This is a genomic window from Bradyrhizobium arachidis (genome assembly GCF_015291705.1).
In the GTDB taxonomy this organism is placed as follows: domain Bacteria; phylum Pseudomonadota; class Alphaproteobacteria; order Rhizobiales; family Xanthobacteraceae; genus Bradyrhizobium; species Bradyrhizobium arachidis.
Map to the genome: position 1 here is coordinate 3,981,628 of NZ_CP030050.1, position 14,188 is coordinate 3,995,815.

At 59.0% G+C, this 14,188-nt stretch carries 9 protein-coding genes; 6 read left to right on the top strand and 3 right to left on the bottom strand.

The features are described from left to right. The first annotated feature begins 334 nt into the window (after positions 1-334). The 4 genes from WN72_RS18335 to WN72_RS18350 all read left to right on the top strand — a co-directional run bounded on the left by WN72_RS18335 (position 335) and on the right by WN72_RS18350 (position 6,895). On the top strand, positions 335-1,381 hold the full coding sequence (locus WN72_RS18335) for a TAXI family TRAP transporter solute-binding subunit (RefSeq protein WP_092217414.1): 1,047 nt from the start codon (positions 335-337) through the stop codon (positions 1,379-1,381). Continuing rightward, positions 1,378-2,025 (top strand): hypothetical protein, encoded by a 648-nt coding sequence (locus tag WN72_RS18340; protein ID WP_028146332.1) that lies wholly within the window; start codon positions 1,378-1,380, stop codon positions 2,023-2,025. Before WN72_RS18335 ends, WN72_RS18340 begins: the two co-directional genes overlap by 4 nt. A gap of 16 nt (positions 2,026-2,041) precedes the next feature. Further along, complete coding sequence (locus WN72_RS18345; protein WP_244553816.1) at positions 2,042-2,632, top strand: DsrE family protein; 591 nt, start codon at positions 2,042-2,044, stop codon at positions 2,630-2,632. A 1,815-nt stretch (positions 2,633-4,447) separates the two neighbouring features. Beyond that, complete coding sequence (locus WN72_RS18350; RefSeq protein WP_143130664.1) at positions 4,448-6,895, top strand: coiled-coil domain-containing protein; 2,448 nt, start codon at positions 4,448-4,450, stop codon at positions 6,893-6,895. A 220-nt stretch (positions 6,896-7,115) separates the two neighbouring features. On the opposite strand, the gene WN72_RS18355 is transcribed toward WN72_RS18350, so the two are convergent. Next, positions 7,116-7,541 (bottom strand): VanZ family protein, encoded by a 426-nt coding sequence (locus tag WN72_RS18355; protein ID WP_143130663.1) that lies wholly within the window; start codon positions 7,539-7,541, stop codon positions 7,116-7,118. Between the two features lie 365 nt (positions 7,542-7,906). Continuing rightward, entirely contained in the window at positions 7,907-9,322 is a 1,416-nt protein-coding gene (locus tag WN72_RS18365) for a polysaccharide biosynthesis/export family protein (protein ID WP_245003235.1), read from the bottom strand. A 670-nt stretch (positions 9,323-9,992) separates the two neighbouring features. Between WN72_RS18365 and WN72_RS18370 the strand changes: the two genes are divergently transcribed. Both WN72_RS18370 and WN72_RS18375 read left to right on the top strand, forming a co-directional pair. Then, positions 9,993-11,873, top strand: coding sequence for a Wzz/FepE/Etk N-terminal domain-containing protein (locus tag WN72_RS18370; protein WP_084334280.1), 1,881 nt, complete (start codon positions 9,993-9,995; stop codon positions 11,871-11,873). A gap of 216 nt (positions 11,874-12,089) precedes the next feature. Then, on the top strand, positions 12,090-13,103 hold the full coding sequence (locus WN72_RS18375; protein ID WP_092217411.1) for a class I SAM-dependent methyltransferase: 1,014 nt from the start codon (positions 12,090-12,092) through the stop codon (positions 13,101-13,103). Positions 13,104-13,270: 167 nt separating this feature from the next. On the opposite strand, the gene WN72_RS18380 is transcribed toward WN72_RS18375, so the two are convergent. Continuing rightward, on the bottom strand, positions 13,271-14,041 hold the full coding sequence (locus WN72_RS18380) for a class I SAM-dependent methyltransferase (RefSeq protein WP_028146331.1): 771 nt from the start codon (positions 14,039-14,041) through the stop codon (positions 13,271-13,273). Positions 14,042-14,188: the final 147 nt, after the last annotated feature.

Below are 14,188 nucleotides of genomic sequence, written 5' to 3' on the forward strand. Positions count from 1 at the left end.
TAATGGACGCGCCGAGGCATGAAAGCATCGTCACTCGCAACGACGACAGCTCTCGTGGGGTAGCCTACTCGCGCCTTCGCTCGGATCGAGTGTCATTTCCTCACCGGATGACGAGACATCTGGTGGCTCCGTTGCGGTTTGCGACTGCTCTCGTAGCGATTTTTCCTTCCGATGCGCCGGTCTCTCGTGACGAAGCGCACAGGCAGCCAATAATACTGCGAATAATTCCCTCCATACGGGCGAAGCGCGATTCGAAGCGCTAGCGTCGCTAGAGCGGTCTCCGTGACACGAACGAAATCGCTAGGAGGGTCGTATTGTACAAGGGAGTTGGTTGATGAATAGGTCTATCAAATTGCGCGCGCGTTTCTTGCTTGTTGCACTCGTGCCGGTGCTCCTGGCCCTCGGGCCCTCTCCGTCGGATGCGCGCCAGCAGCGTGCACGGTCTCACAGCGCGAGCCCGGCCCGGACAGCAGCATCTCCGCTCAAGCCAGAAGTTCTGGCAATGAACGCCTGGACGGTCGGCCTCGCCGGTGGACTTCTCGAGGGGGCGCCGATCCGCTTGGCCGCCGAGATGGCCCGTGTTGTCGATGATGGCGACAATCTGCACGTTCTGCCTGTGGTGACACGTGGCGCCACGGAAAACCTTAATTCGCTGCTGTACCTACGGGGGATTGACGCAGCGATCATCAATTCCGACGCGCTTGAGGAATACAAGAGCCAGGTGCCGGACATCCAGCGACGAATTGCCTACGTCTTGCGCCTGTTCCCGTCTGAACTGCAGATCTTCGTTCGACCGGAGATTCAAAATCTGAGCGACCTCGCTGGCAAGAAGGTGAATTTCAACAGCCAGGGGACCGCTGCGGCCTATTCCGGACCGCTGATCTTCAGTCGCCTCGGCATCGAGGTAGAGAAGACCTTCATTCCGCATCAAATCGCCCTTGAGCAGATGCGCAAAGGCGAGTTCGCCGCCGTAGTTTTCATTACATCGAAGCCGGTCGACGCATTTGTGAAAGGCCGATTTGAGCCGGGCTTCAAGTTTCTCTCCGTCCCGTATGAGAGCAAGTTCGAGGATTATTATCTTCCCGCGACCCTCGACGCCGCCGATTACCCAAATCTGATCAAGCAGGGTGAACGCGTGGCCACGATCGCTGTACCCACCGCGCTCGTTGCATTCAATTGGCCGGCCAACTCCAACCGGTTCCAGCGCGTTGAACGTTTCGTCGATTATCTGTTCTCGCGGATCGACAAGTTGCAGGGACCGGGCTTTGACGCGAAGTGGAGATCAATCAACCTCGGAGCGACAGTGCCGGGTCTCACGCGCTTTCCTTCCGCCCAGGCGTGGATCGATCGTCAGCCACGCACGACACAGGCATCGCAATGACCAGGATCGCCGCTCCATTCCTTATTGCAACTGCCGTCATCAACGGGGTTGCCCTGGCACAAGGAATGGAGGATCCCATGGCGCAGCTTCGTGCGTGTTCTCAGATGGGACGTGAGGCGCGTCTGGAGTGCTTCGACAAACTATCGCAGACGCCCGCGCCGTCCCGTTCCGAGGCCTCGAGAGCCGATAACTGGATGATCAGTGAGACGACCTCGCCCGTCGATTATTCCCCAATCGTTACGGCGACGGCATCACCGCGCGCCGGTTCAGCCGAGCCGTCGATGAAGCTATCGATTCGGTGCCGCGCCGGACGAACAGAAATGTCCTTTGCGGGAAACGGCATTTCCGGCGCGGGCGACCACTACTTGATCTCCTATCGTATCAATGGCGGCCAGCCAGTGCAGGTCGCGGCCATCGTGCCGACCTTTGGTTCTGGTGTCGCCATTGCGGGCGATATTGTTGGCTTGCTGCACTCGCTCCCGAATAATGCGGACCTCATGGTCCGCCTTTCATCCCCTGCCGGAGTTGCTCACGAGGCAACATTCTCGCTCTCAGGATTGGACACGATGCGCGCGAGGATGGCCGCGATTTGTAAATGGCCGCGCTCGGTCGCAAGGCCGGCAGTTGAGAATGGCGCTCGTTGATTAGATGGAGAGTACAGTGCGTAATCTTGAATATGTGACAAAATTGATCGTGGTGGGTACCATCGCGGGGTTGGCCTTTACATCATTCGCGGCGGCCCAGCATAACTATTGGACAATGAATACGCAGCCTGCGACTGAGCGGGCGCCGGAAGCCCAGAAGTTTCGGAAGTCGCGGGCTGCGGCCGAAACAAGCAGGCGATCTGCGTTTGCGCGCATGCACAATCCGGTCGCCCCGAAAAAGGAGCATCATCTGGTCCTGCAGGTAAATACCAATGATCCCGCTGCCATGAACCTCACCCTCAACAACGCAGCGAACGTGACCGAATACTACAGGGGTATTGGGGAAAAGGTGAAAATCGAGGTGATTACGTTCGGCCCTGGCCTGCACATGCTGCGCGACGATACCTCGCCGGTGAAAGCTCGAATCGAGGAGATGGCCCTCAGCTCGCCTGAAGTGTCGTTCAAGGCATGCGCTAACACCCAGGAGAGGATGCAAAAGGCGGAGAACAAGTCCATACCGATCATCAAGGGGGCGGACGTCGTGAAATCGGGCGTTGTGCGCGTGATGGAGTTGCAGGAAAAGGGATGGGCCTACGTGAAGCCGTGAGAGCTGGAGGGGACGGGACCTCTTCAGGGCGGGCAGGGGCAACAAGCCCCTCCCAGGGGACTGGGTCGGGTGAGATCCCGAGTGTCCGCCCCTCGATGTGTCCCAAATCCGAACTTTTGCTCGAGACCTACGGCACCAACCATCGGATCGGGAATAACAGCGGCCCCTGAAGCTCATTTGCAGGACGGTGCCACTGCACTCGGTAAGTTCAAATCGCGGCTCGTGGCGATGGTGCTCGCGATCTGCGCTGACGCAAAACAAGGGCCGACTACCAAAGCCGACCGTCTCGCTTGGGAAATTGAAATGACCAAGACGCACTAGACGGTCGTCCTTTCTGGCTCGCGGCCCGAATAGTGCCGTTAGAAGACCCGCCGATTTCAGCTCGGCGGGCCGTTTTCTTTCGTTTTGGCTCAGTCGCTAGACTTGTCGCTTACCAAAAGCGAACTCGTGGGAGGCATGTCGGACCAGATCTCGCGGCCCGAATCGCGCAACGGTGATATCGTCCGGCGGCTGAAGCCGCTCCGTTCTTTGTTGGGCTTTTGAAGTGGCGCACAATCCAAAGCAAAAGCTGGATCGACGTTCGCGCATACCGACGAAATCTAAAGGGACGCTTGCGCTTGTAGCGTCCCATTCGTTGCTGCCGGAGTGGCGGCATTGGAACCGGGAGCAAGCCTTCTCTTCCGGGCCGTCGTGACGTGCGTGGGCCGATGAAGGTTTGCTGCTCCGTCGCGGTCGGGCAACATTGGAATCCTCAGCACGGCGGAAACAGTACTCAGGAAGTTAGCCGAGGGCGAAGCGCGCCTGCTCGAGCTTGTTGACGGTGCGTTCGGCCCAACCAAGCAACGACGGATTGGTCACGCAGAGGGCAGCCTCTTTCATGTACATCTCGAGTCGTCTAGCGGCAGGCCGTCCGCCGTTAGGCTCTGCATCGCCAACTGTTCATCCCTTAGACGTCTTTCCACGAATTGCCGCTCTTGCTCCGTCAGCGTGCCTCTGAGCAATCGGCGATAGCGATGGATGTTGTTACTGTATACCTTCAGGCGCACCAACCGCTCGTCGATCATCTTTATCCACCATGCAGGACTGGGACTAAGCGAACCTGGCTCAGCCGCCGATCATTTTTAGCAAATGGTGCAGAGAGGCGGGAACAGTCAGCCCTCCATCCTGCGCCACTTAACAGTAACCCTCCTCTGCAGAAGGTTGACCTGGAAATTTGGGGGTATTTCGGCCAAACGATAGTTACGACGCGGGGCCCATGTCCTGCGTCGCCGAAGGCTAGCTGGAGTCCGGCCGTGCCGTCAGACCTTCAAACGACCTGAGGCTTTCACCATGAAGATAACGAGACGGCGAGCGTCTCCTGCGCGTTGCCTCTCTGGGGTCAAAAGATGGGGGGTGAAAACACGGGCTCGAACTTGTTCATGGCGCGAACAGATGTGGCCACCACGCATGAATGGCCCGTATGGAGGACGGCCAGGAAAGGATCCGCAAGGCCGAAAAAGAGGGCATCCCGATTGTTCGCCAGGCGGAGGCGGTGGAGTGAGGGGACGTGCGCGTGTTGGAACTGCAGGAGAAGAGCAGGTCCCATAAAGCCGCGATCCACAACCTAACCCGAAAGGGGCGGGTGGGTCCTCCATGCGGATTATAGGCTCCGCGCCGAGGCGGGGCGCATAATGCCGCACCTCAACAGATCGTATCGCCATGCGATGGGTAATTGCAGTGGATCGCACGGTTCTCCTCGAGAATGTAGGTGTAGGCTCGTCGCCTAGCCACCTGCTCAAGATGGGACGACCCGCGCTCTTGTGGACGAGCGTCGCCATGTTCGCAATGGCGTGCGCGCCGGAAACACGAGCGTCGCCCGATGCGGCGCGCCCCTCTGCAGATGCGCAACACGTGACGGCTGCTCGCAATCTCGATTCTCCGAGAGCGACACAGGACAGCAATCCCGAAGCCGTGCCACCGGGCCGAGGCGGCAAAGACAAATCGGCGCCGGTTGTGCAGGAAACGTCCACCGAGATTGGAAAGTCTCCGGAACAGGATTCCCATTGGGGAGAGAGACTGTCCTGTGAACTCTCCAGTGCAAGGCTTGATATTGGCCTGCTGCAGCGTATCGAGCAGGAGCGCGGGCGGGCGGAGTGGTTGGAGCAGGATCTTGCGGCAGCAAGACGCGACGTCGAAGTTCAAGCGGCACTGGCGACGAAAGCGCTCGAAGACGCTGCCAGGGTGAAGCAGACCGCGCAGGGCGGTGCGGAGCTGCAGAACGCCCTGCAACAGGCGCGTGAGCAGGCAGGAAGGCTGGAACAGGATCTCGCGGCAGCGCGCCGTGACGTCGAGGCCCAGACTGCACTCGCAAAACAGGCTGACGCGGAGGTGTCCCGGCTGAAGCGAGCGGGGGAGAGCGGCGCAGCCGGGCCAAGGCAATCGTGCGCAAGGGCCGATGCGCCGGCAGACGACCTTTCTTTGGCGCGGAGCGCAATTGACGCCTATGAGGCTCAAGCCCGCAAGGCTGGAGGAAAATTGGCCGAACTCAAGCAGGCAGCTGCGGGCGGCGCGATGTGGCTTCGCGGCCCAGACGAGCGCGACAGGTTCGCACGTCTGGAGCAAGACCTTGCGGCCGCGCGACGAGAGATCAAGACACAGGTCGCAGTCGCGGCGAAAGCGGACGAGGAAGCGTCCCGCCTGAGGGAGTCGGGGGATAGGGGCGAGGCCGAGCTGCAACAGGAGCGCGAGAAGTCCGCGCGGTTGGAGGCGGATCTTGCGACGACGCGGCGCGGTCTCGAGGCCCAGATCGCCCTCGCAACGAAAGCGGGTGAGGAAACCTCCCGACTGAAAGCAGCAAGCGAAAGCGACGCGGCGAAGCTGCAGGCATCCCTGCGACAGGAACGCGAGCGGTCCGCGCGGCTTGATCAGGATCTAGCGGCTGCGAGGCGTGATTTGGAGTCCGCGGCCGCGCTCGCGACGAAAGGAGACGAGGAGTCCTCTCGGCTGAAAACAGCAGGGGAGAGCGGCACGCTGGACCTGCAAAAGGAGCGTGAGCGGTCCGCGCGGTTGGAGGAGGAGCTCGCGGCGGCACGGCATGATCTCGAGGCGCAGACTGCGTTGGCTGCAAAGGTAGGCGAGGAAGTCTCGCGGCAGAAGCGGGCGGTGGAAGCCGGTGCTTCTGATCTGAAGCAATCGCGCGCGAAGGCCGACGCGCTCGAGCGGGACCTTTCCCTGGCGGCCAGCTCGATCTACGCGTACGAGGCGCAGTCCCGCAAATCCGTAGAAGAAGCGGCGAACCTCAGGCAGGCGGCTGAAAGCGGCGCGGCGGCATTGCAGGAGTCGCTGCAGTCGGCGCGGCAGCGGGCTGATAGGCTGGAGCAGGACTTGGCGGCGGCGCGGCACGACGTCGAGACCAAGGCTGCGCTGGTGGCGAAAGAAGGTGAGGAGACGTCCCGGCTGCAAGCGGCGGGGAAGATCGCAGCCGTGGACCTGCAAAAGGAGCGCGAGCGGTCCGCACGGCTCGAACGGGATCTGGCTGCAGCGCGCCGCGACGTCGCGTCCAAGACGGCGCTGGTAACCAAGACAGCCGAGGAAATGTCCCGGCTGATAACAGCGGGGAAGAGCGGCGCGGCGGACCTGCAAAAGGAGCGTGAGCGGTCCGCGCGGCTCGAGCAGGATCTCGCGGCAGCGCATCGGGATAGCGAGACCCAGACGGCGCGGGCGGCAAAGGCGAACGAGGAAGTCTTGCTGCAGAAGCAAGCAGCGGAAGCCGGTGCTGCCGAGTTGAGGCAATTGCGCGCAAGGGCAGACGCGCAGGCTCGGAATCTCCCGCTGTCGCAAAGCGCAATCGGCGCGTATGAGATCCAGGCCCGCAAAGCGCATGGCGCTACGTTAGGCGTCGTGACGACCGGTTCGATCGCTCCGGACAAATCCATCGAAGTGGCCGCTCCAATCGTCGAGCAGACACTCGCGGCGCCTGCCAGCGCTGTCGCTCAACCTGCTTCCGAGCGGGCTGCGGCGGCCGCAGGGTTGGTTGCGCGGGCGAGCGCGCTGCTCCGGCAGGGCGATATAGGCGCGGCACGGCTTGTACTCGAGCGCGCCGTCGAGATGGGCAGCGCGCAGGCGAGCTTCGCGCTGGCAGAAACCTACGATCCATTAGTTCTTGCGAAATGGGGAACTTACGGCACGCTTGGCAATGCGAGCAAAGCGAAAGCCCTTTATGCCGCGGCCGGCTCTGCAGGAGTCGAGGCGGCGAAAGCGCGGCTGGAGGCGCTGCGCCGCTAGTTTTGTCTGCACGTGCCAATCCACCATCGATGTCAGCGCAATGGCTCCATCGCGAGGCGTCGCTGTCCCAAGGCCGTTTTGCAGATCTCAGCTGGCGCTCGATCGGGAGGTATTATCGTAGTGGGCTCCGAACGGGAAATGAACTCGCCGCGGCTGGCTTCGCAAGACCCGCGATGGTCTCATGATAACGGCCGTAGACGGCGGCTTGGCAGCGCGTCGATCAATCGTGCAGTTTGGATGCCTGACGCGGGACAGCCTCGTTGCGCATTTCAGTACGTGGATCAGGTGTCGAGTCGCGCGATAGCCAGAGACGTGCTCGTTCGAAACGTAGGACGGCGCTGCCGGCAAAAACGCCTGCGGCGCCTCCAGCAACTTTTTGGAGTGCATCTAAGATTCGCGCGTGTCGATCCGGAGTAAGCAATTGCAGAAGCTCAAGCAACGCGGCGCTGCCCAATACGATGGTTAAGACCGAAAGAGTGCGTCCGGGATATGCTAAGCAGAAGCCCATGCCGAGAAGGGCAAATGCTACAAGATGCTCCAGACTCGACGACGTCAAAATTGGTCTGTCCCTTAGCGGCGACAGGGTCGAATAAGCAATGACACACAGACAGGCCCAAGCAGCGAACTTAAGCAGTTTCTGAGGCATGAGTTGTTCCTGTCGGCTTTGCCCTATTGCCTGCGCGCATCCGCGCGGGCCGAGCCGTTGACGTGCTTGATCGGAGGCCGCGCGGCGCCATGCTCAAGACGAACGTCGGCGGTCATGATCATGCAGGGAAGTTCGAGGCCCATCGGGTTCAGTGAGAACCTTGTCGATTTCGGCTTGCCGGTGCTCAGGGCCGAGGAAGGGAATCGGCATCCCGGCGTCTTTTACCCCGCCGCTGCGCGACGCCAACCGGAGCGCGGCGTCAAGGGCGGAGCCGTCGTCGCCCATGGCCGGCTTAACGTAGATCTCGTCGAATAGACCAGGCTGAGGCCGGATCTGCTGGTGCCCACGATCCCCCCTGGTCCTCATCACCTAGCGCCGACCCGCGGCGAATCAGCGGCGGTCACGTCAGTCCGGCCCGTCGCCGACGGGGCGCCTAAACTGCCCACTTTTCGGAAAGGCAGGTCAGGAAGATCCTGGTATCGCAGCGTGACCTCCACCGCGTCACCCGGCTGCAACTCGGTGTCTTCGCTCGCGACGATTCGATCCGGTCCCTTTTCGCCCTTCCTAATGATGGCAATGTCCGGCTTGCTGCCGGCTCCTTGTAGAAGTTGCGAGCGAACCATCGCGGTGTATTGAAGCTTCTCGCCGACGCTCTGCAGCTTCTCGCGAATCTCATTGAGCTTGACGCTGGAGTCTTGCAGCTCTCGGAGCAGGTCGAGCCTACGCTGGTCGTCGAGCTTTGCCAGCCTTCTGACAAACTCGTCCTGCAGCTTCTTGACCTGTAGTAGTTGCGCTGAAGTCTGCAGCTTTCGGGTTGACGACACCAGAACCGCGCGGCGCGCATCCGTCACTCGAGGGCTAATCAACGCCCCCTTGCCGTACAGATCGGTCGATTTTTGCAGATCGTCGAGATCCGTCTGGAGTGCCTCGTCATCCTTCTTCTGTTGCTCCGACAGCACGCGAACCTCGTCATCTCCCTGTCGAACGCCGCGTTGAAGGTACGCCTTCTCCTGCTGATAATCGCTCTGCTTCGTCTTCAAATATTCCTGTTCCGCATTGAGAATCTCGGAAATCGCCGATCGGCTTGCGGGCCCGTCCGTCAGAATGCCCGGGTTGAGCTGCGTTGCCTCTCCGAGCTCACTCTTGACGCGCCACATGCGCGCCTGTTCTTTGGCGAGTTCTGTCCAAAGCGACCCATACTGGCTTCTCAAGTCCGCTGACTCGAGAGACGGGTTATTCATTCTGATCCGAAGGACGTCGTAGCCACCTGCTACGGCCACGAGCTGGCGTGCAGTGATAGACGGACGATAAGGATATTCACCCGGCCTCGACACGTCTCCATTTATGTATATCGGCCTGTACTCCGCCACGGTCGCCGTGATCTCATCTGCTTCTATTACGATCGCGACCTCGCGACCATCCGAGCTCCTCTGGCGAAACACCTTGCTGGCGAGCGCAGCTCCGATTTTGGCCCGGATCTGCGGTAAGGGCAGGCCGGCCACGGGAAGCGTTCCTACTAGCGCCAATGAAATGTTCCCATCCATTTGAACGGGAGCACGTTGCCGCAGGTCGGGCACACCGGCGACTGAGACCTCCAGTACATCTCCGACGTTCACGCGATATTCCGCCTTTGCGTGAGTGATCGAAAATGTCAGGCCAACAGCCACCAAGGCCCATTTGATGCAACAACCGAGGTTGCTGCCAAAGGCATTAACCTTGAGAAAATTGCGCGGTGTGGAGATCGCCATGGAAGCAACTTTCAGTACAGACGTGGTCACCACGATAAAATCCTTCAAATTTGATGGCGGGTGCCAATGCGTCAAACGTTGCTGACGCTGGGGTAAGGGCGATCGGGAAAAACCCACGTTCCGTTCCCTCATCGACGCTAGGGGGCAGGCCTTCGTACCCATGTTTCGATTGATCGGAGCCCTGTTGGATCGTCCACGTCCCATCGGCCCCATTGAATTCGGGATGAGCGCAACGGACGGCTGCCGCGACTCTAATCCGGTAGTGCCGCGGCTCAACGGACCATTGTAATTACCCATTTATTGCCTTTCCCAACCAGTGACCCGGAATGTACTGATTCAACCGGAGACGTGCGATTGGGCCGTAGAGTAGAGTGCAATGATTGGAATGAGTTATGCGTCCCTCCTCAATTTGCTGGCTCCCACCAGGTTTCCGGCACACTCGGCCGACGACAGCAGGGCCAACTCAGCAAGCGTCGGTATAGGCCGGTCGTTTGCCTCTTCAGTCTGGCGGCTATCGAATTCGTTGCCCATCGTGCCTTCGGCCTCTTCTCGCAGCGGTCGTCTATCACCGGTTGATGCATTGTGTTGCGCGTTGATGAGACGCGTTCTGCTGCATCTTCCACTACGGACCCTTTTGTTAAGTCGCCTGTGGACTTGAGCTAGCTGTCGTCGCGGAGCCTCAACTATCAGCGTTGGTACGGAAATGCTGCAGCAAACAACGGAAAACTGGGTTAATCGAGACAATACGCCGCCGCCCGAATTTCGTCCGGCACCGATCGTGTCCTTGCCGGAAGTGATAGCCTTCATACGACGACGCCTTTTGATGATATCGCTGACATGTTTGGCAACGATGGGCATTGCCATACTTTACCTCATCATCACGGTGCCCACGTTTACTGCCAGGGCGCAGCTCATCGTGGACTCGAAGGTGCCCACTGCGGACGCTGCCGCGGTGGCGACGATCGTGCAAAGTCAGATCGAAATCATGAAGTCTGACAGCATTGCTATTGCCGTGATCGAGAAGCTCAGCCTTGCTGAAGACCCTGAATTCGCGACCGGCCATGGTAGCGGCGTGATATCCCGGATGCTTGGCTGGAGCAGGCCGGAAACGAAAGCGAGCGCCGTGCGCCGTACCGTGGAGTTGTTTGAACGCAGGCTTTCGGCCAAGCGCGTCGGGCCCACGTATCTTGTCGAGCTTACCTTCGAATCCAGAGATCCGGATCGAGCGGCACAGATCCTAAACGCCGTTGCAGAGAAATATATCACCCATCAATTGGATAGGACCGACCTGCAAGATGAGACATGGGTCAAGGATCGATTGAGCGAACTGAGCGCTCAAGCATCAGCGGCGAGAAAGGCATTTGAGGATTACAGCAGAAACAAGAAAGATGCAGGGGAGTCGGCCGCTACCATCGATGAACTAGCCGCGGCTGCTGAATCATCCAAGAGCGCCTATGACAATTTTCGCCTCGTGCTGCGCAAGATGGAGGCCACGCGACAATTGTCCTCGCCGGTGCTTGTGGCCAGTCTCGTTAGCGGAGCGTCGCCTCCCTTGAGGGCCACTTGGCCAAAACCCAGGATTGTGCTTGGAACATCAATCGTTGTGGGGACGCTTCTTGGCATCGCTGTCGGACTGCTGCGCGATCTGATGGAACGAGGCACGCGTGCCAGCTGGGAGGCCTGGAAGGGACTTCAACTTGCATGCATCGTAGCCGTCCCAACGGTCACGTCGGGGGACGTTTGGACGAAGTTGACCGCAGTGTTCTCTGGCCGAGCTCAAAAGAAGCCGACGAAGTCGGCGAGCCTCAGCGGCCCGGTCACGTCGATGCGAAAAGACCCAATGCCTAGCGCCATGCGTGCTCCAACCAGTCCTTCCTTGGCGGACCGTCCACGATCGCGAAACATCGTGCGCACGGCGAGTCCAATCTGGACCGTTACGGATGCACCACAGTCCCGATTTGCCGAGTCGTTACTCGAGATCAAGCTAGCCATCGATGCGATGAACCGTGGCGGCGAGCGAAATCAGGTTATTGGAATTACTTCCATGCAACCGAGCGAAGGAAAGTCCACCGTTGCAGCGGCATTGGCGTTGCTTATGGCCCAGGCTGGAGCTCGAGTAATTCTGCTAGACTGCAATCTGCGAAATCGATCACTCTCGGCCGAATTAGCTCCGACCGCTTCGTCTGGCATTCTTGATGTTATGACAGGAGCGGCTTCGGTATCTGAAGCGACGTGGACTGATTCAAAATCACAGCTGGCCTTTCTTCCAGTCGGCAATAGCTCTCGACCGATCTACGCAAGCGATGTTCTGGCTTCTGAGAAGCTCAGCAGGCTTTGTCAGATCCTTCGTGACGCTTATGAATACGTCATTGTCGATCTGCCGGCCGAAACGAGTTCCATGGATGTTCGTGCCGCGGCACATTTGTTGGATTCCTTGGTCCTTGTTGTAGACGCTGGGCGTATGAATGTCGGCGTCGTCGAGCGTGCGCGAAAGATCTGTAGCGATATGGATGAAATCATGCTCGGGGTCGTGCTGAACAAGGCAGATGTGGAATTGGTGAAACGGTACGGACTACGATCTTGATGGACGCCACGCAGACTATGATGCGTGACAAAGGGGACTGAGGGTCAACGCGTACCACTCAGGGGCGCATGCGAGGAGCGCGAAGCTGCCGTTTCGCGTTCTGACTAACTCGAGAGGACCGGAAGTCACGCTCCCCTGGTTTTAGTGTTTTCTGGACTTGAGGTTCGCGGAGGACCGCAACGATATAATCGATATCAAACGCTGAAAGTCGGCAACATGTCCGTAGAATTTGCTCCGAATCTTGCGGTGGGACGAACTGGAAGTGGTTACTTTGATCGCGACCGGATTGTCAGCTTTTTGAAGTATCGCCACCTAAGCCGACGCTTGAGAGTGCGCCAGCGTCCTCTTTCACCTTCTGGCCAGGAGCGTCTCGTAGCCGCTCTAGCAACGCACTACTTTCGTGATCCACTAGGTTATCGGGACACACCGGCGGGTAGGAAGGATCTGCACGACCATGTTATTGCTCGCACGCATGAAGATCGCAGAACCGTAGTTCCCTGGCTCGATACGCTGTTTCGTCTGGATGGCGCCAAGATTATCGAGATTGGGTGCGGGACTTGTTGCTCAACTATCGCCCTCGCCGAACAAGGCGCCGAAGTTATTGGGTATGACATTGACAAGGGAAGTCTAGCGGTTGGCGACGAGCGCCTTTCCATTTACGGACTTAAAGCTGAGCTGATAAACGGGAACGCTACCGAGATTCCGGCAGAACGAATAGCGGAAGTCGACGCTGTTATATTTTTCGCAGCGGTGGAACATATGACCCTCGACGAAAAACTGCATTCGTTCTCGTCAGTCTGGCGTTCCTTGCGCAGCGGTGCCTATTTGATCGTGATGGATACTCCCAACCGCCTTTGGTGGTTTGATTCACATACCTCGTTGCTGCCCTTCTATATGTGGCTGCCCGATGACTTGGCCGTGCACTATTCACGGCTCAGTCCACGCGTCCCTTTCAATGAGAGAGTGAGGCCACCGATAACAGCGGAAACGCTCCTGCGTTTGACCAGAACAGGCCGAGCCGCCAGTTACCATGAATTTGAGCTGGCGTTGGGATCTCTTTCGGCGCTTCAGGTCAGTAGCTTGAATCGCTGGAAGCGTGGCAATCTACTCCAATTTGCAAAGTGGTTCGCTTTTGATCGCTCATTCGAAAGATGGCTGCGACGCCATGGCCCGCGGATAGATAGCGCCTTTTATGAGCCCTACCTCCATCTTGCGATCCGAAAGCCGTAGGTCGAGCAGATCCAGCTCAAAGTTGCGACCGCTCGTACTCGATCCTACGCGCTTGCGCGTATGTCGATGACAGTCAGCGTGTCGATGGCTTGGGAGGCCGATGAAGGCCTGGTTGGCGCGTCCCAGACGTCTCGCGTTGAGACCGCTTGTGACAGAGAAACCTCGTATCACCCGGCATGCGCCAGCGAACCGGCCGAGGCCTCGCGCCGTTTCTCCATGGTGAGGCAGAACGAGCTGGTAAGGCAGTAGGCGGCAACGCTGTTACCAAGAAGCAGCCGTCCGGCGGATCTCAAGGTGTTGAATGAATGCCATCGAATGATCGGATTGTTGAAGCCGGCCTGAGCAAGATGCCGCGCCCACAACTGTGGCGACTGGTGCTTGTGCCACTCTATCGTAGGCAGGAACGGATTGTTTAGGCGCAGGTCGCCAAACAAGTTCCGCCGAGCGCAGTCGACAATGATGAGTTTTGCGCCGGGACGGGCCAGCGAGGAAAGCTTGCCAAACAATTGGTCATACGAGCGCTGCGCTTCGCGATCGCGAGCCAATCCGATGCACGCATCTTCGTCCAGGTGATTGATGGATGCGTGCAGGAGCAAAATGTCGAACGTGCCATCGCCGGGGTCATATTCCTGCAAGCGGCGAGGGAGCAGTTGCACGTTTTTTTCGCCAAGGAGGGAGATTGTGCGCTGGAATGCCGCGTTCACGCCAGTGGTCGAACCCGCGACCTCCGGTTCAAGGCAGATGACCTTTTCTGCTCCTGAACATGCGGCGTAAAACGATAGCATCCCATCGCCTCCGCCGATATCGAGCATCGTCTTGCCTTTGAAATCGATCCCGTCAAATAGATAGTTCACATAGAAACGGTGATTCCCGCGGGCCATCCCTTTCTCTGCGATGTTGAAGTAGCGGTCGAATGAATTAGGATCGGGTCGTTGCATCGGTCCCCCGCATCATATGTCGCGGCCAACACTGTTAGCCGCGACGGCGATGGCCCATTCTAGCGCTCGAAAGACAAAACCGAATGAAAATTCCATCGGCTCGCCAAATCATTGGAGGTAGCCCTGTCGGCGCCAGGTTCGGAGTCC

What these genes read in the sequence shown, in the direction of transcription:
- WN72_RS18335 (WP_092217414.1), top strand. Translation starts at nt 335, where the DNA reads ATGAATAGGTCTATCAAATTGCGCGCGCGTTTCTTGCTTGTTGCACTC.
- WN72_RS18340 (WP_028146332.1), top strand. Translation starts at nt 1,378, where the DNA reads ATGACCAGGATCGCCGCTCCATTCCTTATTGCAACTGCCGTCATCAAC.
- WN72_RS18350 (WP_143130664.1), top strand. Translation starts at nt 4,448, where the DNA reads ATGTTCGCAATGGCGTGCGCGCCGGAAACACGAGCGTCGCCCGATGCG.
- WN72_RS18355 (WP_143130663.1), bottom strand. Translation starts at nt 7,541, where the DNA reads ATGCCTCAGAAACTGCTTAAGTTCGCTGCTTGGGCCTGTCTGTGTGTC.
- WN72_RS18370 (WP_084334280.1), top strand. Translation starts at nt 9,993, where the DNA reads ATGCTGCAGCAAACAACGGAAAACTGGGTTAATCGAGACAATACGCCG.
- WN72_RS18375 (WP_092217411.1), top strand. Translation starts at nt 12,090, where the DNA reads ATGTCCGTAGAATTTGCTCCGAATCTTGCGGTGGGACGAACTGGAAGT.
- WN72_RS18380 (WP_028146331.1), bottom strand. Translation starts at nt 14,041, where the DNA reads ATGCAACGACCCGATCCTAATTCATTCGACCGCTACTTCAACATCGCA.